At 72.6% G+C, this 26,167-nt stretch carries 29 protein-coding genes and 1 pseudogene; 11 read left to right on the top strand and 19 right to left on the bottom strand.

The window, feature by feature from the left end; translation table 11 throughout:
* The first annotated feature begins 213 nt into the window (after window positions 1-213).
* Entirely contained in the window at window positions 214-1,608 is a 1,395-nt protein-coding gene (locus tag ACFQ87_RS35195) for a pyridoxal phosphate-dependent decarboxylase family protein (protein ID WP_380614986.1), read from the top strand.
* A 141-nt stretch (window positions 1,609-1,749) separates the two neighbouring features.
* Here ACFQ87_RS35195 and ACFQ87_RS35200 read toward each other — a convergent pair whose 3' ends face one another.
* The gene (locus ACFQ87_RS35200; RefSeq protein WP_380614987.1) at window positions 1,750-2,196 is read right to left on the bottom strand and encodes a hypothetical protein; all 447 of its coding nucleotides are present in this window, start codon (window positions 2,194-2,196) and stop codon (window positions 1,750-1,752) included.
* A gap of 197 nt (window positions 2,197-2,393) precedes the next feature.
* Here ACFQ87_RS35200 and ACFQ87_RS35205 point away from each other — a divergent pair, with 197 nt between their 5' ends.
* Entirely contained in the window at window positions 2,394-2,822 is a 429-nt protein-coding gene (locus ACFQ87_RS35205) for a PPOX class F420-dependent oxidoreductase (protein ID WP_380614988.1), read from the top strand.
* 156 nt (window positions 2,823-2,978) lie between these two features.
* On the opposite strand, the gene ACFQ87_RS35210 is transcribed toward ACFQ87_RS35205, so the two are convergent.
* The 5 genes and pseudogenes from ACFQ87_RS35210 to ACFQ87_RS35230 form a co-directional block, all read right to left on the bottom strand.
* Window positions 2,979-3,770: a putative protein N(5)-glutamine methyltransferase gene (locus tag ACFQ87_RS35210; protein ID WP_380614989.1), complete on the bottom strand. Its 792-nt coding sequence runs from the start codon at window positions 3,768-3,770 to the stop codon at window positions 2,979-2,981.
* 247 nt (window positions 3,771-4,017) lie between these two features.
* A complete protein-coding gene (gene ligA, locus ACFQ87_RS35215; RefSeq protein WP_380614990.1) occupies window positions 4,018-6,075 on the bottom strand; it encodes an NAD-dependent DNA ligase LigA in 2,058 nt (685 codons plus the stop codon).
* Between the two features lie 238 nt (window positions 6,076-6,313).
* On the bottom strand, window positions 6,314-6,757 hold the full coding sequence (locus tag ACFQ87_RS35220; RefSeq protein ID WP_380614991.1) for a hypothetical protein: 444 nt from the start codon (window positions 6,755-6,757) through the stop codon (window positions 6,314-6,316).
* A gap of 163 nt (window positions 6,758-6,920) precedes the next feature.
* Window positions 6,921-7,061: pseudogene (locus tag ACFQ87_RS35225) on the bottom strand (hypothetical protein); the annotation flags it as partial.
* Between the two features lie 250 nt (window positions 7,062-7,311).
* Window positions 7,312-7,755, bottom strand: a complete 444-nt coding sequence (locus tag ACFQ87_RS35230) for a RidA family protein (protein WP_380614992.1) — start codon at window positions 7,753-7,755, stop codon at window positions 7,312-7,314.
* A gap of 226 nt (window positions 7,756-7,981) precedes the next feature.
* Between ACFQ87_RS35230 and ACFQ87_RS35235 the strand changes: the two genes are divergently transcribed.
* Window positions 7,982-8,599, top strand: coding sequence for a C40 family peptidase (locus ACFQ87_RS35235; RefSeq protein ID WP_380614993.1), 618 nt, complete (start codon window positions 7,982-7,984; stop codon window positions 8,597-8,599).
* Between the two features lie 2 nt (window positions 8,600-8,601).
* On the opposite strand, the gene ACFQ87_RS35240 is transcribed toward ACFQ87_RS35235, so the two are convergent.
* Window positions 8,602-9,078, bottom strand: a complete 477-nt coding sequence (locus ACFQ87_RS35240; RefSeq protein WP_380614994.1) for a MarR family winged helix-turn-helix transcriptional regulator — start codon at window positions 9,076-9,078, stop codon at window positions 8,602-8,604.
* Between the two features lie 94 nt (window positions 9,079-9,172).
* Between ACFQ87_RS35240 and ACFQ87_RS35245 the strand changes: the two genes are divergently transcribed.
* Entirely contained in the window at window positions 9,173-9,583 is a 411-nt protein-coding gene (locus tag ACFQ87_RS35245) for a VOC family protein (RefSeq protein ID WP_380614995.1), read from the top strand.
* Between the two features lie 319 nt (window positions 9,584-9,902).
* On the opposite strand, the gene ACFQ87_RS35250 is transcribed toward ACFQ87_RS35245, so the two are convergent.
* From ACFQ87_RS35250 to ACFQ87_RS35270, 5 genes are all read right to left on the bottom strand, one after another.
* On the bottom strand, window positions 9,903-10,364 hold the full coding sequence (locus tag ACFQ87_RS35250) for a MarR family winged helix-turn-helix transcriptional regulator (protein ID WP_380614996.1): 462 nt from the start codon (window positions 10,362-10,364) through the stop codon (window positions 9,903-9,905).
* 172 nt (window positions 10,365-10,536) lie between these two features.
* Complete coding sequence (gene thrS, locus ACFQ87_RS35255; RefSeq protein ID WP_380614997.1) at window positions 10,537-11,811, bottom strand: threonine--tRNA ligase; 1,275 nt, start codon at window positions 11,809-11,811, stop codon at window positions 10,537-10,539.
* 248 nt (window positions 11,812-12,059) lie between these two features.
* The gene (locus ACFQ87_RS35260) at window positions 12,060-12,791 is read right to left on the bottom strand and encodes a leucine-rich repeat domain-containing protein (protein ID WP_380614998.1); all 732 of its coding nucleotides are present in this window, start codon (window positions 12,789-12,791) and stop codon (window positions 12,060-12,062) included.
* The gene (locus ACFQ87_RS35265) at window positions 12,788-13,408 is read right to left on the bottom strand and encodes a TetR/AcrR family transcriptional regulator (protein WP_380614999.1); all 621 of its coding nucleotides are present in this window, start codon (window positions 13,406-13,408) and stop codon (window positions 12,788-12,790) included. The genes ACFQ87_RS35260 and ACFQ87_RS35265 overlap by 4 nt, the downstream gene beginning before the upstream one ends.
* Window positions 13,409-13,501: 93 nt before the next feature.
* Entirely contained in the window at window positions 13,502-14,386 is an 885-nt protein-coding gene (locus tag ACFQ87_RS35270) for a 3-hydroxyacyl-CoA dehydrogenase family protein (RefSeq protein ID WP_380615000.1), read from the bottom strand.
* Window positions 14,387-14,581: 195 nt separating this feature from the next.
* Here ACFQ87_RS35270 and ACFQ87_RS35275 point away from each other — a divergent pair, with 195 nt between their 5' ends.
* The gene (locus ACFQ87_RS35275) at window positions 14,582-15,334 is read left to right on the top strand and encodes an acetoacetate decarboxylase (protein ID WP_380615001.1); all 753 of its coding nucleotides are present in this window, start codon (window positions 14,582-14,584) and stop codon (window positions 15,332-15,334) included.
* Window positions 15,335-15,451: 117 nt separating this feature from the next.
* On the opposite strand, the gene ACFQ87_RS35280 is transcribed toward ACFQ87_RS35275, so the two are convergent.
* Together ACFQ87_RS35280 and ACFQ87_RS35285 are read right to left on the bottom strand one after the other, a co-directional pair.
* A complete protein-coding gene (locus ACFQ87_RS35280; protein ID WP_380615002.1) occupies window positions 15,452-16,708 on the bottom strand; it encodes a serine hydrolase domain-containing protein in 1,257 nt (418 codons plus the stop codon).
* A gap of 156 nt (window positions 16,709-16,864) precedes the next feature.
* The gene (locus tag ACFQ87_RS35285; protein WP_380615003.1) at window positions 16,865-17,353 is read right to left on the bottom strand and encodes a carboxymuconolactone decarboxylase family protein; all 489 of its coding nucleotides are present in this window, start codon (window positions 17,351-17,353) and stop codon (window positions 16,865-16,867) included.
* Window positions 17,354-17,458: 105 nt separating this feature from the next.
* On the opposite strand from ACFQ87_RS35285, the gene ACFQ87_RS35290 reads away from it, so the two are divergent.
* Window positions 17,459-18,337: a pirin family protein gene (locus tag ACFQ87_RS35290; protein WP_380615004.1), complete on the top strand. Its 879-nt coding sequence runs from the start codon at window positions 17,459-17,461 to the stop codon at window positions 18,335-18,337.
* A 104-nt stretch (window positions 18,338-18,441) separates the two neighbouring features.
* Here the strand turns inward: ACFQ87_RS35290 and ACFQ87_RS35295 are convergent, their stop codons facing one another.
* The 4 genes from ACFQ87_RS35295 to ACFQ87_RS35310 all read right to left on the bottom strand — a co-directional run bounded on the left by ACFQ87_RS35295 (window position 18,442) and on the right by ACFQ87_RS35310 (window position 21,528).
* Window positions 18,442-19,302: a biotin-dependent carboxyltransferase family protein gene (locus ACFQ87_RS35295; protein ID WP_380615006.1), complete on the bottom strand. Its 861-nt coding sequence runs from the start codon at window positions 19,300-19,302 to the stop codon at window positions 18,442-18,444.
* A gap of 68 nt (window positions 19,303-19,370) precedes the next feature.
* A complete protein-coding gene (locus tag ACFQ87_RS35300; RefSeq protein ID WP_380615007.1) occupies window positions 19,371-19,988 on the bottom strand; it encodes an allophanate hydrolase subunit 1 in 618 nt (205 codons plus the stop codon).
* Window positions 19,985-20,755 (bottom strand): LamB/YcsF family protein, encoded by a 771-nt coding sequence (locus ACFQ87_RS35305; protein WP_380615008.1) that lies wholly within the window; start codon window positions 20,753-20,755, stop codon window positions 19,985-19,987. The genes ACFQ87_RS35300 and ACFQ87_RS35305 overlap by 4 nt, the downstream gene beginning before the upstream one ends.
* A 29-nt stretch (window positions 20,756-20,784) precedes the next feature.
* Window positions 20,785-21,528 (bottom strand): GntR family transcriptional regulator, encoded by a 744-nt coding sequence (locus ACFQ87_RS35310; protein ID WP_380615009.1) that lies wholly within the window; start codon window positions 21,526-21,528, stop codon window positions 20,785-20,787.
* Between the two features lie 196 nt (window positions 21,529-21,724).
* Here ACFQ87_RS35310 and ACFQ87_RS35315 point away from each other — a divergent pair, with 196 nt between their 5' ends.
* From ACFQ87_RS35315 to ACFQ87_RS35335, 5 genes are all read left to right on the top strand, one after another.
* Entirely contained in the window at window positions 21,725-22,468 is a 744-nt protein-coding gene (locus ACFQ87_RS35315; protein ID WP_380615010.1) for a DUF969 domain-containing protein, read from the top strand.
* A complete protein-coding gene (locus tag ACFQ87_RS35320; protein ID WP_380615011.1) occupies window positions 22,465-23,433 on the top strand; it encodes a DUF979 domain-containing protein in 969 nt (322 codons plus the stop codon). The genes ACFQ87_RS35315 and ACFQ87_RS35320 overlap by 4 nt, the downstream gene beginning before the upstream one ends.
* 73 nt (window positions 23,434-23,506) lie before the next feature.
* The gene (gene pcp, locus ACFQ87_RS35325; RefSeq protein ID WP_380615012.1) at window positions 23,507-24,148 is read left to right on the top strand and encodes a pyroglutamyl-peptidase I; all 642 of its coding nucleotides are present in this window, start codon (window positions 23,507-23,509) and stop codon (window positions 24,146-24,148) included.
* A 193-nt stretch (window positions 24,149-24,341) separates the two neighbouring features.
* The gene (locus tag ACFQ87_RS35330; protein ID WP_380615013.1) at window positions 24,342-24,614 is read left to right on the top strand and encodes a hypothetical protein; all 273 of its coding nucleotides are present in this window, start codon (window positions 24,342-24,344) and stop codon (window positions 24,612-24,614) included.
* A gap of 86 nt (window positions 24,615-24,700) precedes the next feature.
* Window positions 24,701-24,925, top strand: a complete 225-nt coding sequence (locus ACFQ87_RS35335; protein ID WP_380615014.1) for a hypothetical protein — start codon at window positions 24,701-24,703, stop codon at window positions 24,923-24,925.
* 364 nt (window positions 24,926-25,289) lie between these two features.
* Here ACFQ87_RS35335 and ACFQ87_RS35340 read toward each other — a convergent pair whose 3' ends face one another.
* Complete coding sequence (locus ACFQ87_RS35340) at window positions 25,290-25,796, bottom strand: hypothetical protein (protein WP_380615015.1); 507 nt, start codon at window positions 25,794-25,796, stop codon at window positions 25,290-25,292.
* Window positions 25,797-26,167 lie beyond the last annotated feature (371 nt).

The following is a 26,167-nucleotide window of genomic DNA, read 5'->3' on the forward strand; positions in this document are numbered from 1 at the left end:
AGCTGGAGCTCGCCGCCCGGCTGTGCCGCAACGCCCGCGAGCGGTCGGTGCTGCTGCGCAAGGCGGCCGCATTGACCTGACGCCCCCCGGCGGCTCCGGCCGCACCTCCCCACGGGCACCCGAACTCCCAGGCCACCCGCGTCGAATTGGCCCGCGACACCCCGCCCCCCACCCACTACCCTCGGGCTGACAATCGATCAACGGAGAAGCCCCATGCACCCCGCGCTCGCCGCCGACCTCGACCAGTTGCCCACCCTCCTGGAGGAGACCCGGCAGCGGGCCGTCGCCTTCCTCGCCGGCCTCGACGGCCCGGTGATCCCGCAGCAGGCGGACCGACCGACGCCGGCGCAGCCGCTGCACGAGGACGCCGAGGGTCTGCGGGCGGCGCTGGCGGAGTTCGGCGAGCGCTGGCAGCCGCGGCTGTCGGCCAGTGCCGGGCCGCGCTACTTCGGCTTCGTCACCGGCGGTGCGACCCCGGCCGCGCTGGCGGGCGACTGGCTGACCTCCGCCGCCGACCAGAACTCCAACTCCTCGCTGGACCCGGCCGGTCAGCACCTGGAACGGGAGGCGGTCGGCTGGCTGCGCGAGCTCTTCGGCCTCTCCCCCGCGCACAGCGGCACCTTCGTCAGCGGCGCGACCATGTCCAACACCGTCGGCCTGGCGGTCGCCCGGGAGTGGCTGGGCGAACGGCTCGGCGTGGACGTGGCCGAGGACGGGGTCGCCGCGCTCGGCCGGGTGCGGGTGCTGTCGGGCAGCGCGCACTCCAGTGTGTCCAAGGCGCTGAGCGTTCTCGGCCTGGGCCGCCGGGCGCTGACCACCGTTCCCACACTGCCCGGCCGCGAGGCCGTGGACGTGGCCGCACTGGAGGGCGCGCTCGCCGAGGCCGACGGCCCGTGCATCGTGGTGGCCAACGCGGGCACGGTGAACACCGTCGACTTCGACGACCTGCGCGCGATCGCCGGCCTGCGCGAGCGGTTCGACTTCTGGCTGCACGTGGACGCCGCCTTCGGCGCCTTCGCCGCCCTCTCGCCGGAGCACGCCGAGCTGACGGCCGGGCTGGACCTGGCCGACTCGGTCTGCGTCGACCTGCACAAGTGGCTCAACGTCCCCTACGACAGTGCCGTGCAGTTCACCCGCCGCGGCGACCTGCAGGCGAGGGTCTTCCAGAACGCCGCCGCCTACCTCGGTCCGATCGGCGAGCACCCCGACCTGGTCCACCTCACCCCGGAGAACTCGCACCGACTGCGCGCCCTGGCCGCCTGGTTCACCCTGCGCGCCTACGGCCGGGCCGGCCACCGGGAGATCGTGGAGCGCTGCGTCACCGGCGCCCGCGCACTCGGCAAGGCCGTCGAGGCGACCGCCGGCCTGCGGCTGCTCGCCCCGGTCCGCCTCAACGTCGTCTGCTTCACCCTTGCCGCCGACCCCACCCCCGAGCGCCTCGCCGCCCTCGCCGCCGAACTCTCCGACGAGGCCTTCCTCACCCCCACCCGCTACGCCGGGCAGCCCGCCCTGCGCGCGGCGTTCAGCAACTGGCGCACCACGGACCAGGACGTCCGCCGCACCGCGGCCGCGCTCGCGGACGCCGTCCGAAAGCTGGCGTCGAACTGACCTACAGCGGGCTCCACTTGAACCGCGAGGCCACCGCGTCCAGCGGGACGTAGTGCCGGCCGCCCGCCACCGTCGCCTCCAGGTCGCAGTGGAAGCCGGACATCGCGCCGCTGAAGCAGGCTCACGGGCGTGCGCAGCGGCTTACGGGTGCGCACCGTCCCCGTACACGCCCCCCGCCGAGTCGGTCAGGCTCGCCATGAACTCCGCGTGCGCGAGGTTCATGAACACCAGTGGCCGCCAACGGGGCCGGTGGGCGGGGTGGTCACGGAACCGTTCGGCGGTCTCGCACAGCCGCTCCCACCAGAGCATGACGTCCTGGCGCAGCCGCTGGGTCTGCCCGGGCTCGTCGTACCGGCCCTCGACCATCACCTCCTCCCAGGCGCCCAGCAGGTCGGCCAGGTGGATGCAGTCGCTGACGGTGATCTCCGCGAGGCGTTCGGCCGCGAAGCGGGCGTCGCTGTCCTCGGCCTGCGCGGCGACGACCTCGCCGAGGCGGGCGGCCAGGAACTTCTGCAGCGGGGTGACGTCCTTGTAGTGCAGGTCGTCGGAGAACTCCAGGACTTCCTTGGGCTGGTGGGAGGCGGCCATCGTGCGGTGCCCTCTCGGTTCGAACAGCACTCAGTGACGAATCGTCACTCCTTGTCGCCTCCCGACCCTAGCCCCCTGCGACCGCCGCCATCGGCGGATTACACAGATCCCCACCGTTTCGCTCCGATCGTCCCCTCCGCGCAACACGCCTGCCGCGCCTTGACCTTCACACCGGTGTGAAGCCCGATGATGCTCCCATGACCGCCACTGCTTACGACCCGTACGCGCTCCTCGCGCAGAGCCGACTCGGCATCCTCGCCACCATCAAGGCGGACGGCCGGCCCCAGCTCTCCCCCGTCATGCCCTACTACGACCGCGAGGCGAACGTCATCCTGATCTCCACCCGGGAGGGGCTGGCCAAGACGGCGAACCTACGCCGGGACGCACGGGTCAGCCTGGAGACGACCGGACCGGACGGGCGGTCCTGGGTCACCGCCGAGGGCGTCGCCACCCTCACCGGGCCGGGCACCGACCCGCACGGACCCGAAGTCGAGGCGCTGGTCGACTACTACCGCCGGGCCGCCGGGGAGCACCCCGACTGGGCGGAGTACCGCGAGGCGATGGTCTCCGACCGCCGGGTGCTGCTCACCATCCCGGTCGACCACGTGTACGGGGCCAGGATCTGAGAACGCATGGCCTGAGTACGCATGGCCTGAGTACGCGGGGCCTGAGCACGCGGGGCCTGAGCACGCAGGCGCTGCGACCGCACCGTCCGCGGGCCGAGGCATGACGCCCCGTCCCGGCCACCGGCACGGGGGTGCGGTGGCCGGGACGTTCATCGTTCACGGTCGGGCCGCGGTGACCACCGTCGCGTCCAGCTCCTCGTCCCGGCTCACCATTGCCGTCAGGCCCGCCGCCCGCGCCACCGCCAGCGCGCCCGCCGCCTGCCGCTCGCTGGTCTCGAACAGCAGCGAGCCGCCCGCCGCCAGCCACCCCGGCGCCTCGGCGGCCACCCGGCGCAGCACGTCCAGTCCGTCGGCCCCGCCGTCCAGCGCGGGCCGGGCCTCGTGCAACCGGGCCTCGGGCGGCAGCAGTTCGAGGTCGCCGGTCGGTACGTACGGAACGTTGGCGATCAGCACCTCCACCCGCCCGCGCAGTGCGTCGGGCAGGGCGGCGAACAGGTCGCCCTCGAGGATTCGGGCGCCTGTTCCGGCCAGGTTGCGCCGGGCGCACCGGACGGCGCTCGGGTCCAGGTCGGCGGCGTACAGCTCGACGGGGTGTCCGGCGGTGGCCGTGACGGCGGCGCCGAGTGCGCCGCTGCCGCAGCACAGGTCGACCACCAGCGCGCCGGGGCCGGTGAGTCGGGCGGCAGCGGCGGCCAGGAACTCGCTGCGCCGACGCGGGACGAAGACGCCGGGGTCGACGGCGATCCGCAGACCGGCGAACTCGGCCCAGCCGACGACGTGTTCGAGCGGCCGCCCCTCCGCGCGGGCGCGGACCATGGCGGCCAGCTCGGCGGGTGTGGCGGCGGCGGTGAGCAGGATCCGCGCCTCGTCCTCGGCGAACACGCAACCGGCGGCGCGCAGCCGGGAGACGACCGAGGAACGGAGAGCGGCGGAGGAGAAGACCGACAAAGGGAACCCCTTGGGCAGGACTGAAGGAGAACGGAGGACTCCGTCAGGGCTCCCGCCAGGGCCGACGCCGCGTCGGCGCATCCGCGCTACGAGCGCGGGGCACCCGCACGGCCGCGCTCCGGGAGCACCCGCTCGGACATACCGGTAATGGGTCTCACCTCCCTGCGTCGCGGTCGTATTCGGCGTCGGCCACCCTACCGCACCGGCGCCGCCGACGATCAAGCCGATCCCACCGCCCTGGACCGACTCAGCCGAGGAAGTCGGCCACCAGGGCCACGAATTCCTCCGGCGTGGCGATCGGCACGCCGAGCTCCTCCGCCTTGGCCCGCTTGGAGCCCGCCCTCTCGCCCGCGACCAGCAGGGTGGTGCGCTTGGACACCGAGGAGGAGGCCTTGCCGCCCGCCCGCTCGATCAGCTCGTTCATCGCGTTGCGGGAGAGTTCGGCCAGGGCTCCGGTCATGCTGCCGGTGACCACGACGCTCTGGCCCGCCAGCGGGCCCGCCGCCCCGACCTCGTCCGTTGCGGTGGAAGCCGAAGCGGCGGCCGCGGCCGGCTCGATCACCTCCGTGCCCACCCCCTGCGCCGCCAGCCGGTCCAACAGCGGTGCCACGTCGGTGAGTTCGGCCAGGATCACGGCCGCCTTCTCCACCCCGATGCCGTCCACGGCCGCCAGCGCCTCGGCGTCGGCGGCGCGGATCGCGGCCATGCTGCCGAAGTGGGCGGCGATCCGGCGCGACATCGTCCGCCCGGTGCCCCGGATGCCGAGCGCGCAGAACACCCTGTTCAGCGGCCGGGTACGCGCGACTCCGATCGCGGCGAGCAGGTTGTCCGCACTGGTGTCGCCCATCCGCTCCAGGGTGAGCAGCTGCTCCCGGGTGAGGGTGAACAGGTCGGCGAGGTCGGCGACCAGCCCGGCCTCGACCAACTGCACGGCCCGGGTGCCGCCGAGACCCTCGATGTCGAGCTGGTCACGCCCGGCCGCGTAGATCACCGAGGCGACGACCTGGCAGCCCCGGCCGCGCACACAGCGCCAGCGCTGCTCGGAGGTGTCGATGGCGTCGCCGCAGCGCGGGCAGACCTCGGGGAAGGCGATCGGCTGCTCGGTGCCGGTGCGCTCGTCGACCAGCGGCGCCTCCACCCGCGGGATCACGTCCCCGGCGCGGTAGACGAACACCTGGTCGCCGATCATCAACCCGCGGCGCTCGATGTCGGCGGGGTTGTGCAGGGTCGCGTAGGTGACGGTGACGCCGTCGATCACCACCGGTTCGAGCACGGCCCGGGGCGCGATGATCCCGGTGCGCCCGACGTTCCACTCCACGCCCAGCAGCCGGGTCACCTTGTGCTGGGCCTGCAGTTTGCGGGCCACCGCCCAGCGCGGCGCGCGGGAGCCGGATCCAGCCCCCTCCTGGTCGGCCACCGCGTCCGCCTTGACCACCACGCCGTCGATCCCGAACGGCAGCGCGGCGCGGAGGGCGGCGATCTCCTCGATCCGCTGCTCCGCCTCGGCGAGGGTGGCGCAGCGGCGGGGCGCGGCCTCGGTGCTGGCGGCGGTGTTGGCGCCGAGTTCGGCCAGCCGGACCAGAAGCTCGGCGTGGTCGAGGCCGGGCAGGCCGAGGGCGTCGTAGCCGAAGAAGGTGAGCTCGACCCGGTAAGGGCGGTCCTTGGCACGCAGGGTGCCGGCGGCGCCGCTGCGCGGGTGGGCGAAGGGGGTGGCGCCGTGGGCGGTGCGGACGGTGTTGGCCTGCTCGAACTGCTCGTGGGTGAGCAGCACCTCGCCGCGCAGTTCGACGTCGAGCGGCTCGGCGAGCCGGGCGGGCAGGCCGAGCACCGTGTCGGCGGCGTGGCTGATGTCCTCACCCGCCAGGCCGTCGCCCCGGGTGAGCAGCTGGGTGAGCCGGCCGGCCTTGTAGCGGGCGGCGACGGCGAGGCCGTCCAGCTTGGGTTCGACGCACCAGGCGGCAACCGGGCGGCCGAGCCTGCGCTCCAGCCCGGCGGCCCAGGACTCCAGCTCCTCGGCCGAGAAGGCGTTGTCGAGCGAGAGCATCGGCGCGCTGTGCGGCACGTCGCCGACGGCCGCGCCGCCGGCCACCTTGCCGGTGGGCGTCTCGGGCAGCACCTCGCCCGGGTGCTCACGCTCGTAGGCTTCGATGGCCCGCACCAGGGCGTCGTACTCGTCGTCCCCGAGCGGGGTGGAGCCGTCGGCGTAGTACGCGGCGGCGGCCCGTACGGCGGTGGCGACGGCGTCGGCGTAGGCCTCCGGGGAGGCGAGGGCTGCGGGGGAGGCCGTGGTGGCTGCGTCCTTCATACCGACATCATGGCGAGCAGCACTGACATTCGACCTTTCGCACCTGCGCGCCACCCTTGCCGAGGCGCACGTCAGACGGGCCTCGGAAGCCCCGCATGCCCCGCATGCGCCGCTCGCCCAGCTTGCCCGGCTTCCTGCGCGGGCGGCACAGGGCTGGTCGGCCGGCGGTACGGAGCCGTCGGCTCCTGTCTGGCCGGAGCCGCTTCCGTCCGGCCTCAGCCCCCTCGCGCCGGACCGGTCAGCCCACCCCGGCTCCGTTCGCGACCACCTCGGCGGCTCCGGCCTGGCGCTCCGCCGGCTCCCCACCGCCCTCCTCCGCCGCGCGGGCCGCGGCGACCTCGGCGACCACCTGGGCGCCTCGGTCCGGGCTCATCCGCAGCGAGCCGAGCACGCCGGGCAGCGCAACGCTCGGCATCAGGTGCTTGAACAGCCCGGACACCCGCTGCTCCAGGTCGGCACGACCGGAGAGCTTCTGCGACTGGATCTGCACGCCCGTCCAGGCGGCGGTGATCAGCCACGCGGTGTCGACCGGGACGATGTGCGGGAGCAGTTCACCGCGCTCGTCGGCGGCGACCAGCAGCGTCTCCATCCGGCTGATCCAGCCGGGGATCGCGCCGCCACCGATGTCGTCGAACACGTCCTGGCCGAGCGAGAGCCGGGCGCGCGCTGAGCAGCGGGTCACGCGGCATCAGGTGCGCGACCACCATCCCGGTGTCCACTAACTCCTGGAGCTTGCTGCTCCGTTCGGGCACACCGTCCTGGACGAACTGCTCCCCCACGACGCCTTGCGCGAGATCCCGCTTCGAGGCGAAATGGAAGTACACCGCGCCCCGCGTCACCCCCGACCGGGAGACCACCTCTCCGATGGTGCCGCCCTCGTAGCCGAACTCGTCGAAGACCGACGCCGCGGCCTCCAGGATCAGCCGACGCGTCCGAAGCGCCCGCTCCTGCCGCACCACCGCAACCACCCCGCCCTGAGCTCCCACAAAACAAAACCAAACATCCCGTATCTTAGCTGCGGGCGACCTGCGGGCGACAAGGCGATGACGGGGAATCGACTCAACCTTCCCTCTTCACCCATCCACGCGCTCATTCCTCCCCACGACCTGTCAGATCCCGGCGGCGCGGCCCGATGCGGAGCCAGTCACCGATCCGACGACGCCTCCTCCCTCCACCCTCCACTTCCGCATTGAACCCGAACGGTCGGTTTCTTACGGTCGACTCCCCCAGGGCGCGTCACGGCAGCACGGCCACCGCCTCCACCTCGACCAGCTGGTCGGTGTAGCCGAGCACCGCGACGCCGAGCAGCGTGCTGGGGGCGTCGTGCTCCCCCATGTACTCCCGGTACACGTTCCACACCTTCACCAGGTCCGCCTGGTCACTGGAGGCCACGTACACGGTGGTCCGCGCGATGCCGGAGAGCCCCGCACCCGTGTCCTCCAGCACGGTTATCAGATTGCGCATCACCTGGTGGGCCTGCCCCTCGTAGTCGCCGACGGCGACCGTACGCCCCTCCTCGTCCAGTGGGCAGGCCCCGGCCAGCCACAGCGAGCGGGCCGGGGCGTCGACCACCGCCGCGTAGGCGTAGTCGACGGCCGGGGTCAGGCGCGTGTTGCGGACCAGCTTGACGGCGCTGTTCACGAGGTCCTCCGATGGTCGTGGCCGAACGTTCGCGCCCATCGTTGGCCTCTCACAAACGTGGGTCAAACGGATTTACAGCGAACTCCCAGCGGCGCCACGGCCCGTGTGCTCACGATTCACCGTTGCGGGTGATGGCGCGCGGGACCGCCGGACCGCGATCCTGGTGCCCGTCCGACGTGCGCACCGCCGCGCACCGCCGCGCACCGCCGCGCCCGCTCACACGGACGACCACACCAACACCGCAGCAGCACCGGGGAGTCGACCGATGGAGTCCCAACCGCCCAACCGCGCCCAGGCCTCCGGAATCGGACGGCGCCGGATGCTCGGCCTCGCCCTCGGGGCGGGTCTCGTCCCCACCCTCACCCCGGCGGCCGAAGCGGCCGCCCGGGCCACACCGCCGTCCGAGCCCGTCGCCGCCCTCGGCCAACGGGTCGTCGCCGTGGCCGAGGCCCAGATCGGCATCCCGTACGCCTGGGGCGGCGGCGACCGGCTGGGCCCGAGCCTCGGCTTCTGCGACGACGAGAACGGCTACCTCAACGGCAAGTGCCTGGGCGAGACCACGATCGGCTTCGACTGCAGCGGACTGTCCCTCTACTGCTGGTACCGGGCCAGCCACGGCACCGTCGAGCTCGGGCACTACACCGTCGCCCAGTTCCACCTCGGCGCCCCGGTCGAGCGCGACGCCCTGGCCCCCGGCGACCTGCTGTTCTTCTCCCGCCCCGGCGCACCCCTGCACCACGTCGGCATCTACGCGGGCGACGGCGCGATGATCCACGCCGAGCGCACCGGCACGCTGATCGCCCGGGTCGAGCACGTCCTCGACGTCCCGCGCTGGGCGAGCGAGTTCGCCGGCGCCCGCCGTCCGGGGCCGCCGAGCGCCTGAGGTCAGAGGGCGCCGCTCCGCTCCTCCAGCCCGTAGTGCACCCGCAGCAGCAGCTTCCGCAGTGTCCGCCGCTCCCCCGCGTCCAACGGCGCCAGCAGCTCGTCCTGCACCGCCCGCGCCTGCCCCGTCAGCTCGGCCAGCAGCGCCCGCCCGGCCGGGGTGACCGACACCGAGACCCGTCGCCGGTCCCGCTGGTCCCGGGTGCGCTCGACGTACCCGGCCGCACCTAGCTGGTCCGCGACCTTCGCCAGGTCGCTCGGGTCGATACCCAGCCGCTGCACCAGGTCTCGCTGCGCCTGCGGCCCGAAGTCGGCCAGCGCGGCGAGCACCGCCAAGTCCCAGAGCCGCAGACCGCGTTCGGCCAGCTGCTCGGCGAGCCGACCGCGCGCGGTCCGGCCGATCCGGGCGAGCAGGAAGGTGCTGAGGTCCAGCAGGGTCGGCGGCAGCCCGTCGGGCGGGGCGGGGGTATCGGAGGCCATGGCGGCATTCTAGGGTCTGTCCCTATAGTGGGCCTGGACCCACTAATTGCCCCGCCTCATCGCCCCACTCATTCCGACCCCAGGAGTTCCTGCCGTGGACGCCCTGTACCCCCGCCTGCTCGTCACCCGCTTCGCCGAGTGCTTCGACTTCTACCGCGCGGTCCTGCCCGCGCTCGCCGGCGCCACCCTCGTCAAGGGCACGCCCGAGGGCCCGTACGCCAACTGGGACGTCGAGGACCAGGCCGTCCTGGTGCTCTTCGACCGCTCCGCGATGGCCGCCACCCTCGGCACCGCCGACCTGCCCGCCCGCCCCACCGAACCCGCCCAGGATTCCGCGATGCTGGTCTTCCGGGTCGACGACGTGGACAAGGCTCTCGCCCACTGCCTCGACCACGGCGGCACCCTCGCCGCCCCGGCCACCGACCGCCCGGAGTGGGGCCCCAACCTGCGCAGCGCCCACCTACGCGACCCGGAGGGCCACCTGATCGAGCTGCAGTCCTACTGACGGCCGGGGGCCGGGCAGCCCCCGACCGTCCGTCCTCGAACCGCTCAGCCGCAAGGGGCCGCCGCCGGTCGCGGACCTCGGTCGCCGCGCCCTTTCGACGGACGGCCGCCACCCACGGTCCCGCCGACACCCCGCGCACCGCACCGGGGTCTGTTGCGAAAGTGGATCAAGGTTGTGCGTGATCACCGGCCGTGAGGCGTGGCGATCTGACGAACGGCCAGTGGGACCGGCTGAAATCCATAGGGACATCAACCCCGCCGTTCGCCACGAGGCGACCGTGCTGGCCGCGGCCGGCAACGAATGGCTGTGACCAGCGCCTTCACAACAACCCCTGGGCGAGGTTGTCGGTGATGCGCTGGAGCACGGAGACCGCAGTCGCGTACTCCCCCTCCGTGATGTCGCCGAGGAGCTCCGCGCGCACCCGGTCCATGTGTTCCTTCGCCGTCGCCAGGCCCCCTCGGCCCTGTTCCGTGAGGGTCAGCCGGCCGTCCGCACCGTTGCCGAGCCAGCCCCGGTGTACGAGGGCGTCGACGGCGTGGACCATCACCTGGGTGCCCATGCCGTAGGGCACGGCCACGGCGCGGATCTCCTCCCTGGTGAGGCCCTGCTCGGCCCGGACGATGTTGTTGAGCGCCCACCACTGGGGCTGGGTCACGTCGATTCGCGCCAGGGCCGCCTGCGAGTGCCGCAGGATCGCCTCGGTGGCGCCCCAGGCGACCAGGGCGATGGGCCGCTGGCCGAGCGTGGCGGTGCCGTTCTTCGGGGTGCTTTCGGTCGTCATGATCGCTAAGCTAGGACCTCAAGTGCGGTTGAGGTCAAGGTCGTGGCGCTGCCGCCCCGAGATACGAGGAACCTGCCGTGCGCCAAGTGGCGACCATGCTGGTCGCAGCCCTCAACGAGCGGCTGCGACCAGCACTTTCACAACAGGCCCGAGTCGTACGCATGCCACCGGTTCACCGGGCGGACTCCTCCTCCCACAGCTGGGCGCTGCACCTGGCGACCAGCGCGCCGATCCGCGCCCAGGCCTCCTCGGCCGCCATCGGCTCCAGTCGGCGGCCGTCCCGCAGCCGCAGCGCGACCCGGTCGTCCACGGCCTCCTTGGCCCCGATCACCGCCTGGTACGGCACCAGCCGGGCCTCGCGGATCCGGGCGCCGAGGCTGCCGTGATCCGGTCCGGCGATCTCGGCGCGCAGGCCGAGGTCCAGGCAGCGCTGCCGCAGCTGCTCGGCCTGCGGGACTTCGGCGTCGGAGATCGGCAGCAGCACGACCTGGGCCGGCGCGAGCCAGGCCGGGAACGCCCCGCCGTAGAGCTCGATCAGGTGGGCGACCACCCGCTCGATGCTGCCGATCACGCTGCGGTGCACCATCACCGGGCGCTGCTTGGCGCCGTCCGGGCCGATGTAGTGCAGGTTGAAGCGCTCGGGCTGGTGGAAGTCGATCTGGACGGTGGAGAGGGTGAACTCGCGCCCGGCACCGTCGGCGATCTGCACGTCGATCTTGGGCCCGTAGAACGCCGCCTCGCCCTCCGCCGCCTCGAACGGAACCCCGGAGCGCTCCAGCACATCGGTCAGCAACGCGGTGGCACGCTTCCAAAGGACCGGGTCGGCAACGTACTTGCCGCCCTCGCCGGGCAGCGAGAGCCGGCAGCGGACCGGCACGATGCCGAGCGCACGGTGCGCCTCGCGGATCAACTCCAGTGCGGCGACGGCCTCGTCGGCGGCCTGCTCGGGGGTGCAGAAGACGTGCGCGTCGTTCAGCTGGATCGCCCGGACCCTGGTCAGCCCGCCGAGCACACCGGACAGCTCGGAGCGGTACATGCCACCCAACTCGGCCATCCGCAGCGGGAGTTCCCGGTAGCTGTGCGGACGGGAGCGGAAGATCAGCGCGTGGTGCGGGCAGAGGCTCGGGCGCAGCACCATCTCCTCCGAGCCGAGTTCCATGGGTGGGAACATGTCCTCGCGGTAGTGGTCCCAGTGACCGGAGATCTCGTACAGCTCCCGCTTGCCGAGCACCGGCGAGTACACGTGGCGGTAGCCCGCCCGGCGCTCGCGGCCGCGGATGAACTCCTCCAGGGTGTACCGGATCGCGGCGCCGTCGGGCAGCCAGTACGGCAGGCCGGAGCCCATCAGCGGGTCGGTGTCGAACAGGTCGAGTTCGCGACCGAGCTTGCGGTGGTCGTGCTTCGGCTGGTCGTGCAGGGGCCGGCTGTTCGGAGGCTGGTTGTTCATGGGGGTGGTCTCCACTCTGGTTGCGCGGGCGAGTGGATCCGGAGACGACGAAGCCCCGGGGCACTCGCCCCGGGGCTTCGGACTAGGTCAGCAGTCAGCGCGCCGGGACTCTCTCCGGCGTCGTCGTGGCGAGTGCAGCGCGCTTCATGTCGTCCACGGTAGCAGGTCTTCGGCGGTCTTGTTGATCTTTCCCCCGCCACACTTCTGCGCCGGTTCCCCGCGGAGTCCCCGCCGCACCGGAACCGCCCTCAGAACAGCACCACGCACCCGCGCGCGGCGAGCACCTCCAGCAGCCGGGCCGGCGGCCGCACCTCGTTCCACCGCAGGTCGAGCTTCTCCAGCGCGGGCAGCACGGTCGGATCGGCCAGCCAGTCCGGCAGTTCGGCGATCCGGTTGCCGCGCAGGTCCAACCGGCGCAGCCGCGGCAGCCCAGCCAGCACGGCCGGAAGCTCGGCGAAGGCGTTCTCCCGCAGCTCCAGTTCCCGCAGTTCGGAGAGCCGGGAGACGGATTCCGGCAGTGAGGTCAACTCGTTGCCACGCAGCCACAGTTCACGCAGCGCGCCGAGGCCGCCGATCGACTCCGGCAGGGTGGTGAGCCGGTTCTGCTGGGCGCGCAGTTCGACCAGGGCCGCCATCTCGCCGATGGTGGACGGCAGTTCGGAGAGCCGGTTCTCGCCGACGTTGAGGTAGCGCAGCGCGGTGAGCCGCCCGAGCGCCTCCGGCAGGCCGGTCAGCGCGTTGTCGTGCAGGTAGAGGAAGTCCCCGAGCGCGGCGAGCTCGCCCAGTTCGGCGGGCACCTCGGCAAGCCGGTTGTGCCCGAGGTCGAGGGTGCGCAGCCGGGTCAACCGACCGATGCCGGGCGGTAGTTCGACGATCCCGGTCTCGGCGAGGATGAGCACGGTCAGCTCGGTGCGGCCCCACACCTCCGCTGGCACTTCGCCGAGCGGCTGTTTCCAGAGGTTGAGTGTCACATCCGTCATGCCTGCGCCCCTCGGGTCGATGCGGGGTGGAACAGCCCGTCCACGACGCGGTGGAGGAGGTCCTCCGGGAACTCGGCGAGCGTGCCGCGGGCCTCCTCGGTGAGGCGCATCGCGGTGGCGCCCTCGTGCAGGATGACCAGCAGCCGGGCGAGGTCGCGCGGGCGGACCCCCGGGGTGTGTTCGGAGGCCTCCTCGATCAGTTCGACCAGTCCGTCGATCAGCCGGGCCTCGTGCTCGGCGAGGCTGCGGGCGACCTCGGGGTGGCGGGCGGCGTGGAGGGTGAACTCCATGGAGAGCAGGAACCAGCCCTCGTCCTCCCGGCGGCGGTCGGCCAGCTCGCGCAGCAGACGGGAGGGAATGTCCTGGCCGGGGCCGGCGTCCGTGAAAGCGGTGCGCAGGTCGGCGAGCAGCTTGTCGATCTGCTGGTCGTAGAGGGCGAGGAACAGCTGTTCCTTGTCCTGGTAGTTGGAGTAGAACGCGCCGCGGGTCAGCCCGGCGCGGGCGACGATGTCGCGGATGGACGTGGCGTGGAAGCCGTGTTCGATGAACAGGGCGAGGGCGCTGTCGTTCAGGGCGGCGACGGTCAGCGGGCGCCGCTTCGTGGGTGACTTGGGCACGAACTGCGGTCCTCGGCTCTCGTTCTTCGCTCGGCGGTGCCGCCGGGCGGCCCCGGCCCAGTCTACGGGTGGGCCGGGGCCGAGCCGTCCGCTCTAGGCGGCGGCAGCGGTGCCGGCTTCGGTGCCGTAGTCGTAGAAACCGCGACCGGTCTTGACGCCGAGCCGGTCGGCCCGCACGTACTCCTCCAGCAGGGTGCGGGGACCGGTGGGCAGGCCCGGGCGCTCAGCGGCGTAGTGCTCCTCGATGTCCAGCACGACGTCCAGTCCGACCTGGTCCATCGCGCGGAACGGGCCGCCACGCAGACCGGTGTTGACGGACCACATGGCGTCCACCTCCTCGGCCGTGGCGACGCCCTCGGCGACCACGGCGAGCGACTCGCGCTTGATGGCCGCCCAGATGCGGTTGAAGATGAAGCCGGTGCTCTCCCGGCGCGCCTCGAACGGGAAGACCCCGTGGCGCGGCAGTTCGGCCAGCAGCAGGTCGAGGACGGCCCGGTCGGTGCGGCCGCAGGACATCAGGTCCACGGCGTTCTGGGTGGGCGGCATGTAGAAGTGGATGTTGACCAACCGCTCGGGCTCCCGCACCCAGTCGACGAACCGGCTGGTCGGGTAGGACGAGGAGTTGCTGCCCAGGATCGCGTCCTGGTCCGCGAACCGGTCGAGGTCGGCGAAGACCCGCTGCTTCAGTTCCGGGCACTCGGGCACCGCCTCGATCACCAGCCAGGCGCCGCGCAGCGCCTCGGCGAGGTCGCCGGTGACGGCCACCTCGCCCTGCCGTCCGTCGGAGACCTTGGCCGCGACGCCGGGCAACTTCTCCTCGACGTAGTCGCGTGCGGCCGCGAGCTGCTCGGCGGAGGGGTCGTAGATGCGGACCTCGCCGCCGCCGGTGGCGAACATCAGGGCGATGCGGCGGCCCAGGGTGCCGGCTCCGACGACGGCGACGGGGCGGCCGGTGGGGTTGGGGGCGGTGAACGGCATCAGGATCACTTCCTTCGGCTGTGCTGCGTTCCGAGGGGCTGGGTCACCGGGCGCTGCGCCCAGGGGCTGCGCCGCCCCCCGGGGGCATTCTCGGGCGCTTGCCCCACAGCCCCAATCGAATGCACGGTGTATCCGATACACATAGCATCCGTTTGAGGAGACCACACAACCCCACCGCCCCGAGGAGCCCCCCCGATGCGCCCCGACCAGGTCGTCCACCACGCCGCCACCCCGCTGACCGCCCCCGTCTACCCGCCGCGTGCCACCCGATTCACCGACCGGGAGTACCTGAACGTCGTCTACCGGACCGACCCCGAGGCCCTGCGCGCGGTCGTGCCCGAACCCCTGCGGATCGAGGAGCCGCTGGTGCGCTTCGAGGTGATGAAGATGGGCGAGGTCGACGGCTATGGCCCCTACGTCGAGGCCGGGCAGGCCGTCCCGGTCCGCCACGGCGAGGAGCACGGCGAGTACCTGCACGCGATGTACCTCGACAACTTCGCCGCCACCGCCGCCGGCCGGGAGCTGAGCGCCTACCCCAAGGTGATGGGCTCCCCGCGCCTGTTCACCGAGGCCAGCACGCTGGTCGGCACCCTGGACTACGGCAGCCAGCGGGTCGCCACCGCGACCATGGCCTACAAGTGGCAGCCGCTGGATCCGGAGGAGGCCCGCGAGCAGATCACCGTGCCCACCTACGCGGTCAAGGTGATCCCCGACTACAGCGGCGGCCTGCGCGTCTGCGACCTGGTCCGCACCCGGATCACCGACATCACCGTCAAGGCGGCCTGGACCGGGCCCGCCCGCCTGCAGCTCAACGCGCACGTCATGGCGCCGCTGGCCGACCTGCCCGTCCTGGAGGTCGTCTCGGCCAGCCACATCGTCACCGACCTCACCCTCGCCCCGGTCTCGCCCGTGCACGACTACCTCACGGAGCCTCGCCGGCCGGCGTGAGGGCGGGTGCCGGGGGCGCCCGGTGCGCCCAGCCGTACCGGCACCGCTCCGACCCGCCCGCGCGGCGGAAGTCCTGCCCGCGGACGGGCCGGAGCGGTGCGGCAGCCGCTACCGGGATCAGCCGAGCTTCAGCTGCGCATGGCCCCCGCCTCCCTGGGTGCCGCAGAAGGCCTCCTCCAGGAAGCCGCCCTGCGCGATGAGCTGCGCGAACCCCTGCTTCTGGTCGCCCCTGGGGGTGACGGACATCGCGACCTGCCTCCCGCCGGAGCTCCACAGCTGCGAGCTGTAGCCGGACACGCTCCCGTCGTGCCCGTAGACCGGCCCGCAGGACAGCTGCAGTCGGGCCAGCCCCAGTCCGTAGTCCAGGCCCGTGGGTTGGCCGTTGACCTTCACCGGGATGGTCGTGGTCATCTCCCGCATGAGCTTCTCCGACAGCAACCGCCCGCCCAGCAGCGCCTTCTCGAAGCGGTTCAGGTCGTCCAGGGTGGATATCAGCTCGCCCGCCGAGTTCGCCCAGGACACGCTGGCCACCGTCACGTCCCGGTCGCTGCGGTCCTCCGGACCGGGGCCCTCGACCAGGGTCAGGTAGCCGTGGGCGTGCGGGCCCCGGATGTCGGTGGCCGTGCCGGGGAAGTACGTTCCGTTCATCCCCACCGGCCGCAGGATGCGCGCGGATATCTCCTGGGCGTAGCTGCGCCCCGTCACCCGCTCGATGATCATGCCGAGCAGGGTGTAGTTGACGTTGGAGTAGGCGAACCTCTCCCCCGGCGGGAAGTTGGGCGCGTGCGCCACCGAGGCGGCCACCACCTGCGCCGGGGTGATCGTGCGGGTCATGCCGCCCTGGTCGAGCCAGTTCCGGAGGACCGCGGGGTCCGCCAGGTCGGGGAACACCCCGCCCTTCTCATTGGTCGGGTCCCACAGGCCCGAGCTGTGGTTGAGCAGCTGTCGGACAGTGATGTACTCGCCGTTCGGGACCACCCCGGGCAGGTAGCGCTCGATCGGATCGTCCAGGCCGATCCTCTCCTCCCCCACCAGCTGGAGCACGGTGGTGGAGGTGAACATCTTGGTGATGCTCCCGGCGCGGAACCGCCCGTCGGTCCGCACGGGCGCGCCGGTGGCCAGGTCGGCGACGCCCGTGCCCGCGCGCCAGACCCCGTCCTCGTCCCTGACCTGGGCGATCGCCGCGACCGCACCGGCCCCGGTCACCGCCTTCAGCGCCTCCGCCCGCCGACTCGCGGCGTCCTTGACGGCGACGTTCGGTGCGGCGAAGCTCGGTTCGGCGACGTTCGGTTCCTCGGCGCTCGCCGAGGCGACCGGTGCGGCCAGCGCCAGACAGACCGTCGCGATCAGGGCGGAAACCGTACGACGTGCCATGCGACCCCCTTCGTCAGCGGCGGGCCCCCGCCCGCCTCTGACGCCCAAGCATCGTCGCCGCCCTGATACTCCGTCATCCTCCACCGGAAGGAAACGGTCGTACGCCCACCAAAGTAGGGCGTACGCCGAACGGGGGAGACTGTGCGAGTAGGCCGGCTACTGCCCCGGGGCCGGACGGACCGGGTGCTTGCTCATGATCGACACCCGGTTGAAGGCGTTGATGGCGATCGCCACCCAGATCGCGGCCGAGATCTGGTCTTCGGAGAGGACCTGTCGGGCGGCCTCGTAGGCGGAAGCCTGGGCCGTGGCGTCGGCCGGCTCGGTCGTACTCTCGGCCAGCGCCAGCGCGGCGCGCTCCCGCGCGGTGAACAGTTCGGTGTCCCGCCAGGCTGGCAGCACGCCCAGCCGCTGGGCGGTCTCGCCCTCACGCAGCGCAGCCCGGGTGTGCACGTTCAGGCAGTAGGCGCAGCCGTTGATCTGCGACACCCGAAGGTTGACCAGCTCCACCAGCCGCCGGTCCAGCCCGGCCTCCGCCGCGACCGCCCGAGACGCCTCGGCGGCCGCGAGCTGCGCCCGGTAGGCCGTGGGACTCTGCTTGTCGATGAAGACCCGCCGCTCCGCCGGGACCACCGTCACGTCACTCACCTGGACTCCTCCACCCGCTCGCTGCTGCCCGTCACTCTGCCGTGCAATGATAGTTGAATCTAGAACTATCTGCCACCATTTTCCACCGTGGGAGGGATCACCACCGTGAGCACCGCAGAGACCGAGCCGCGCCCCGCCGCTCAGCCGCAGGACCCGCAGGTGGAGGTCCTGACCGCCCGGGACGTCCCGCTCGGCGGACCCCGCGCGATGACCGTCCGCCGCACCCTGCCGCACCGCTCGCGCCGGATGATCGGCGCCTGGTGCTTCGTGGACCACTACGGCCCCGACGACGTCGCCCGCACCGGCGGGATGGACGTCGCCCCGCACCCCCACACCGGCCTGCAGACGGTCAGCTGGCTGTTCACCGGCGAGATCGAGCACCGCGACAGCCTCGGCGTGCACGCCTTCGTCCGCCCCGGCGAGCTCAACCTGATGACCTCCGGCCACGGCATCTGCCACTCCGAGGTCTCCACCCCCGCCACCACTGTCCTGCACGGCGTCCAGCTATGGGTCGCCCTGCCCGACGAGCACCGCCACACCGCCCGCGACTTCCACCACCACGTCCCTCGACCGGTCCCCCTCGACGGCGGCGAGGCCCGCGTCCTCCTCGGCACCCTGGCCGGCGACACCTCCCCCGTCCCGACCTTCACCCCCCTCCTCGGCGCCGAAGCGTGCTCTCGTGCACGCCCAGGCCCCGCGCGACCTCCGCGGCTGACTTGCCGGTCTCCGTCACGATGCGTACCGCCCCGCACGGAACTCCGCGTCGTACAAGTGCTTCTTCCGCCCCTGGCAACCAGCGGCCACCCACCACCACGGCCCTGCGGCCTTGGGAAGGGTGGTGGAGGCCGCCGTCTGGCCGAGGGCGGCGACCTCCAGCGCCACCGCACCCACACCTCAACCGCCGGAGCCGGCGGTGGGTGTGCGCGGCAGGTTCGGAGCAGGCACCCTCGAACAGGGCCCACCCGGCCGGCCGCTCTCCGATGAAACGATCTCACCAAAGGCTGATGACCGGCCGGTTCGTCCCGTCGAAGGGCTGGCGGATGGCCCCACGTGGGCGGGCGGACTGCCCGTGCGCAGTGGCGGGGCCGTCAGCGCAGCCGGACGGGCGCGAAGCGGACCGGGGTCCCGGGGGTGGCCTGGGCGGCGGCGGGGAGGGCGGCGGTGGGGACCACGCCGATGACGGGGTAGCCGCCGGTGGTCGGGTGGTCGGCGAGGAAGACCACCGGGCGGCCGTCGGGCGGCACCTGGACGCCGCCCAGGACCATGCCCTCGCTGGGCAGTTCGCCCTCGCGGGCGCGCTCCAGCGGCGGGCCGTCCAGGCGTAGGCCGATCCGGTTGCTGGTCGTCGAGACGTGGTAGACGGAGCGCGCGAGGGCGCTGAGGGCCCCGGCGGTGAACCAGTCGTCGCGCGGGCCGAGCACGAGCGGGAGGACCAGGCGGGCGGGCGGGGCCGCCCAGGGCAACACGTCCGCCCCGGCCGGCGGGCCGGCCGGCCCGCCGAGCGGCAGGCGGTCCCCGACGGACAGCGGCGCGGGGCCCAGCCCGGAGAGCAGGTCAGTCGAACGGCTGCCGAGGACCGGGTCGGTGGCGATCCCGCCCGCGAAGGCGAGGTAACTGCGTACCCCGCAGGTCGCGGGGCCGACGTCCAGCCGCGCCCCGGCGGACAGCCGGACCGGGGCGCCCCAGGCGGCGGGCCGGCCGTCGACCCGTACGGCGCAGGGCGCCCCGGTCACGGCCACCGTCACCGGCCGGTCCGCCCGGACCGCGCAGCCGAGCACCGTGGTCTCCAGGGCGGCCACCCCGGCGGGGTTGCCGACCAGCCGGTTGGCCAGCCGGTGGGCCGGCCGGTCGAGCGCGCCGGAGCGCGGCACGCCCAGATGGGCGTGGCCGGGCCGGCCGAGGTCCTGGACGGTCGTCAGCAGGCCCGCGCTGATGACGGTGACGGTCACGGCTCCCCCGGGAACGTCCTCTCCTGTCACGGCTTCTCCGCTCGCGGCTTCGGACACGGCTCCCCCGATCATGCTTCCTCGATGACGAACCGCACCCGCGTCCCCGGGGCGAACAGGGCGGCGGGCTCGCGCGCGGCGTCCCACAGCGCGGCCCCGGTGCGGCCGATCAGCTGCCAGCCGCCCGGGGACGAGCGCGGGTAGACGCCGGTGTACGGTCCGGCGAGGGCCACCGAGCCGGCCGGCACGGCGCTGCGGGGCACTGCCCGCCGCGGGACGTGGTACCGGTCGGCGAGGCCGGTGAGGTAGCCGAAGCCGGGGGCGAACCCGCTGAAGGCGACGCGGAATTCGGTCGCGGAGTGGATGCGCGCGACGGCGTCCTCGGCGACGCCCCAGAGCGCGGCGACCTCCGCGAGGTCCGCGCCGTCGTAGCGGACCGGGACGGTCACCACCGGGCCGGCCCGTTCCGGGGCGGGCGGCACGCGCCAGGTGGCGAGTTCGGCGGCCAGGGCGCGCGGGTCCGCCACCCCGTCGAGCAGCACGGTCCGTTCGGCCGGGACGATCTCGTCCACCGGCGGCAGCCCGGACACCGCGCGCCTGCGCAGGAGTTCGGCGTGGAAGGCGGCGGTCCGGTCGGCGTCGGCGAGTTCGACCAGCAGGGCGTGCGGGCCGACCCGCAGCACTCTCATGCGAACGCCTCGACGCGCACCCCGGCCGCTCGCAGCGCCGTCCGGACGCGGCGGGCGAGGTCCGCGGCCCCGGGGGTGTCGCCGTGCAGGCACAGCGAGCGGGCGCGCAGCCGGATCTGGTCGCCGGTGTGTGCGGTGAGCAGGCCGTCGCGGGCGATGCCGACCGAGCGGCGGACCACGGCGTCGGGGTCGTGGACGACCGCGCCCGGTTCCCGGCGGGAGAGCAGCGTGCCCTCCGGGGTGTAGGCGCGGTCGCCGAACGCTTCGGCGACCACCGGCAGTCCGGCCTGCCGGGCCGCCTCGTGCAGTCGCGAGCCGGGCAGCCCGAGCACCGGCGGTGTCGGCGTTCCGGGGAGGGCCAGGCGGACGCCGCGGACCACCGCCGCGGCCTGCTCCTCGTCGTGCACCGTGCGGTTGTAGAGCGCGCCGTGCGGTTTGACGTAGGCGACCTCGGCGCCGGCGGCCTGGGCGAACACCTGCAACGCTCCTATCTGGTAAGCGATTTCATCGGCCAGCTCGTCCGGGGGGACGTCCATCGCCCGCCGTCCGAAGCCGGCCAGGTCCCGGTAGGAGACCTGCGCGCCGATCCGCACCCCGCGCTCGGCGGCCAGGGCGCACACCCGTCGCATGGTGGACGGGTCCCCGGCGTGGAAGCCGCAGGCGACGTTGGCGCTGGTGACCACCGACAGCAGGGCCGCGTCGTCGGTGAGCGTCCAGCGGCCGAAGCCCTCGCCGAGATCGGCGTTCAGGTCGATCACCGATTCCATTACGGCCGCCGTCTCCGTCCGGCCGCCCGTCACTGCCCGGCTCCCGGGAGGTGCCCGGTTCCCGCGACATCTCCGACGCCCGGAGCCTGCCCGCGCTCCGCCATGGCGCGGACGATCACCGCGCGCGCGTCGTCCAGGTATCCGGTCAACTCGACCTCGGCGTCGTCGATCTCGCCGGACTCCAGCAGCCCGGCGAGCGCCTGGTTGCGGCGCAGGAACGGTTCGTGCAGCGCGCGTGCGGAGGGGACGGCGGCGAAGGCCAGGCGCAGTTCCGCCATCAGCCGCGCCATGCACTCGTCGATCCGCCCGCTGCCGGCCAGCCCGGCGACGGCCTGGTGGAAGTGCAGGTCGGCGGTGCCGACGGCGGCCCAGTCGCCCAGCAGCTCGGCCGCCTCCGCCCGCGTGAGCGCGGCCCGCACCGCGGCCAGGCGCTCCGGTGCCGCGCTGCGCAGCGCGCGCACGCCGGCCATCTCCAGGGCCAGGCGCAGTGTGTAGATGTCGACGACGTCCGCCGGTTCGAGGATCCGGACGAACACCCCGCGGTTCATCTCGTGGACGACCAGGCGCTGGTCGGCCAGCTGCCGGAACGCCTCGCGGAGCGTGTTGCGCGACACCGCGAGCGCGTCGCCCAACGCCTCCTCCGACAGGCGCGTTCCGGGGGCGAGCCGGCCCTCGGTGATGTGCTCGCGCAGCACCTCGGCCACCCGCTGGGCGGCACTGGCGCGTTCGAGCCGGCCCCGGTCAGCCGCGAGTGCGTCGAAAACCCCGGTCAAGTCCTGCCTCCTGCCGCCCCGCGTTCCGTCAGTACGGAGCGCTCCTGAACTCTTGTCGGATTGTTCCACAATCCCCTAACCTCTCGGCAATCCCCACTGCGAGGTCGCGGCCCACCGGGCCGGGACCTCCTGCGCCGTGTGGCGTCACAGATGACCGCCCACACCGCGTGGACCCCTCCGAAAGGCGGCCAGGAACATGATCGTTCTTGTCGGCATCCTCATCGTGGTGGCCGGATTCGCCACCCGGCGAAATCCGCTCCTCGTCGTCGGCGCCGCCGGCGTCGTCACCGGCCTGCTGGGCGGACTCAGCCCGGTGAAGGTCCTGGAGACGTTCGGGACGGGCTTCGCCTCCAGCCGCTCGGTGACCCTCTTCGCCGTCACCCTGCCGGTCATCGGCCTCCTGGAGCGCCACGGCCTGCAGGACCAGGCCCGCACCCTGATGAACCGGCTCGCGAAGGTCAGCGCAGGCCGCCTGCTCGCGTGCTACCTGGTGATCCGTCAGCTCGCCGCCGCCCTCGGGCTCACCGCGCTCGGCGGACATCCCCAGGCGGTGCGGCCGATGATCGTGCCGATGGCGGAGGCCGCCGTCGAGCGCCGCCACGGCGCCCTGACCGAGAAGGCCCGCGAACGCCTGCGCTCCTTCGCCGCGAGCGCCGACAACGTCGGCCTGTTCTTCGGCGAGGACTGCTTCCTCGCCATCGGCTCGATCCTCCTGATCACCGGCTTCGTCAACGCGACCTACCACACCAGTCTGGAGCCGGTGCAGCTCGCCCTGTGGGCCATTCCCACCGCGATCTGCGCCACCCTCATCCACGGCGTGCGCCTGCTGCGGCTGGACACCACCCTGGCCCGGGACCTGTCCGCCGCGTCCGGCCACCCCACCGGCGCCCCCACCGATTCCCGCCCCGCGGGCACCTTCACCGTGGAGGACAGCAAGTGATCAAGGTCGAATGGCTGTACTGGCTCGTCGGCGCCGTCTTCCTCGCAATGGCCGTGCAGATGGCGGCCGACCGCAGCAACCCCAAGCGGTTCGGCAGTGCCGCCTTCTGGGGTCTGTTCGGCGCGAGCTTCGTCTACGGCACGTGGGTCGCCGACAAGAGCGCGCCCGCCGCACCCCTGGGTGCGGCCGTCCTCGCCATGATCTGCCTGGGCGGCCTCGGCTTCACCGGCCGCGGCACGCCCACGACCACCACCCCCGAGCAACGGGCCGCCTCCGCCGCCCGTCTCGGCAGCCGGCTGTTCATCCCCGCGCTCACCCTGCCGCTGGTCGCGCTGACCTGCGCCACCCTCCTCAAGGACGTGCACCTCGGCGGCGGCCTGCTGCTCCAGTCCGGCAGCGAGGCCCTGCTCGGGCTCGGCATCGGCACGCTCGTCGCCCTGGCCGTCGGCCTCGTCCTCACCCGCGAGCGCAACCCCGTCACCGCCCTGCACGCCGGCCGCACGCTGGTGGAAGCCATGGGCTGGGCGCTGCTGCTGCCCCAACTCCTCGCCGTGCTCGGCTCGATCTTCCAGCGCACCGGTGTCGGCACCCAGGTCGGCAGGATCACCACCCACTTCCTGCCCGACGGCAGCACGTACGCGGCGGTGGCGCTCTACTGCCTCGGCATGGCCCTGTTCACCGTCGTCATGGGCAACGCCTTCGCCGCCTTCCCCGTCATGACCGCCGCCATCGGCTGGCCCGTCCTGATCACTCAGCTGCACGGCAACCCGGCTGTCGTCCTGGCCGTGGGCATGCTGGCCGGGTTCTGCGGCACCCTCGCCACCCCGATGGCCGCCAACTTCAACCTGGTACCGGCCACCCTGCTCGAACTCAAGGACCAGTACGGGCCGATCAAGGCCCAACTACCCACCGCAGGAGCCCTGTTGGCGTGCAACATCGCCATCATGTCGCTGTTCGCGTTCTGACCGCCCGCATTCCGGCCACCGACGTTCCACCGTCGACGTTCCGAACACCCCACCAGAAAGGCCCTGCCCGCCCATGACCCGGGTCCTGCTCACCGGCTTCGAACCGTTCGACGGCGCCCCCGTAAACCCGTCCTGGGAGGTCGCCCGCCTCGTCGCCGACGAGCCGCCCGAGGGGCTGGAGGTCACCCCCGTCCGACTGAGCTGCGTCTTCGGGCAGGCAGCCGGCGAACTGCGCGCGGCGGTGCGCGGCAGCGAACCGGACGTGGTGGTCTGTCTCGGCCAGGCGACCGGCCGCCCCGACATCAGCATCGAGCGCATCGCCGTCAACATCGACGACGCGCGCATCCCTGACAACGCGGGCCGGCAGCCGATAGACCGGCCCGTCGTCCCCGGTGGCCCCGCCGCCTACTTCGCCACCCTGCCGGTCAAGGCGTGCGTGGCCGCCGTCCGGGAGGCCGGCCTGCCGTCCTCCCTGTCCCACAGCGCCGGGACGTTCGTCTGCAACCACGTCTTCTACGCCCTGATGCACCTGCTCGCCACCGAACGCCCAGCCGCCCGCGGCGGCTTCGTCCACGTGCCCGCCCTGCCCGAACAGGTCCTCGACCGGGCCCAGCCCTCCCTGCCCGCCGCCACGGCCGCCCACGCCCTGCGCGCCCTGCTCACCGCCTCGACCCGCCCCACCGACCTGCGCACCCCGGAGGGGACCACCCACTGACGCGCCGAGCAACTGCCGCGTCCACACCCTGGCAGGCCCCCGCCCGTTCACGCCCACGCCCCTCGCGGCACACGGGGCCCCACCGCCCGTGACGCCGAGCACCAGCAACTCCATCAATCAGCACAGGAGTAGAGGCTCACCCGCCCCCGACCGGGTCGACCGGGATCCTGGCCGGGTCGAGCAGGGGCCCGTGGTGGCCACGACGACCTGGATCCAGTCCCAGCTCGACACCGCCGAGGCCGCCAGCATCCCGGTCATCGTCAAGGTCGCCAACGGCGAGACCGGCAACACCAACCTCATCCCGGTGAGCCAGTGGCAGACCCGGGCCCAGAGCCACCCGAACACCTTCAAGGGGTACAACGCCGCCGAGCTCCACAACGGCCAACATCACCCGCCAGTGTTCAACGTCTACGCTGTCATCTGCGGCCACCACTTGATCGTTCGTTGTCTTCACAAACCACGATGATCTTCGATGGCCGCACCTTTGCCTAGGCGAGCAAGACCGAAGCCCTGCATTTGCGGGGCTCCGCCCCAGGATGGAGAGCCCCCCTGATGAGTCGCTACGAGTTGAACGAGCGCGAAGCCTTCGTGGCCATGTCGCGGTTTGTGTGGCAGTTCGCGAACCGCGCCGGGGACGACCTCCTCACACTCCTGGGCGACATCGGCATCGAGGCGGACGGCGGGACGACGGACCCCGCTGCCTGGGAGGATTGGATGGAGTGCGTTCGTTCGGTCGTCGACGGCGCAGAGGACTCGGCAGGTGGGTCGGCGGGATAGGCACCCGTCGAGCGAGACTCAGCATCACGATGGCGGGAACACGCGGACCGGCGATGGGCAAGATCACGATCTACAACCGGCGTACTAGGCGCAGAACTTTGTCCGCGCGGAGGAGGCCGGAGGCGAGAAGGCGGGGAAGCGCCCGGCTCGTCGCCATCGCGGCTGTCGGGCGGGCCATACAACACCTTCGACCGCCCGCTCGGCCTCACCGCCCTGGCCCGGGTGTACGTCAACTACCTGCACCTGTTCGCCTCCTCCGACGGGCCGGTGCGCGAACTCGCCGACCACACCGACTCCGAGCCCAGGCATCGGCGCGGGGCTGGGTCCGCCGCCACGGCGGACCCAGCCCGTCATGGCGAGACCGCTACATGTCCCAGCGATCCTCGTTGGCGCGACTGTTCGGGCCGAGGCCACGGACGTCGCCCGGTTCCTCGTTCCCCCACAGGTCGGCTGACCCGTCCATGAAGCCGCCCGCGTACATCATTGCCTCGACCACCAGCCGCATGGCGGTCTCGTCGAGCTCGTAAAGAAGGTCCCGGAGTCTTGCGGCCGTCTTCCCGGCCAGACTCGCTGCCAGGACGAGCACGGCACGGGCCGACTCGCTCAGCTCGGGCATTTCCTCACGGAAGCCGGGCGCGCCGGTCTCACGGTCGTACGCGGCTGCCGCCGCCAGGTCGACTTCCAGGTGGTCGAAGTCCTTGCCCGAGACGCGCTTCACGTATCCGTGCCGCAGGAGCCGGGCCCAGAGCTCCTCGACCTGGAACAGCAACCGATAGGCCGCCTCCACCTGCGTGATCATGCAGGCACCCCGCATCAGCGGCTCATAGAGATCCTCACGATCCGCCGAAAGGCTGACCCTGACGTTCTTCACTTCATCGCTCCTTCCGGTTAGTAAGCAGGATCCATCTCGGGGCCCAACCCCTCCTCAGGGAGCCGGCGCCCGGCGCCGGCTCATAACCCTCGAGCCACCTTTGAATCGGCTCCGGATGATCACCTTGGAATCCCGAATTCGGATTCGAATTTCCTTCCCCAGGCACCCGCTGGGACCACTGCCGATTGTTCTCCGTGTAAAGTTTCTTGGAGGGCTGTTCCTTCACATAGGGCCCCAGACGCACATCCCCGGGCCTGATCTCCGGGTCGTTCGGATCCCCGCCTCATACATGAACGCGAGCCCCCTGTCGCCCGGCATCCTGCACAGGTCTCCGAAGTCGTTTTCCTTGAACTTCCCGGTGGCGGCCGTCG

Source organism: Kitasatospora sp. NPDC056531 (genome assembly GCF_042794375.1).
Lineage (GTDB): Bacteria > Actinomycetota > Actinomycetes > Streptomycetales > Streptomycetaceae > Kitasatospora.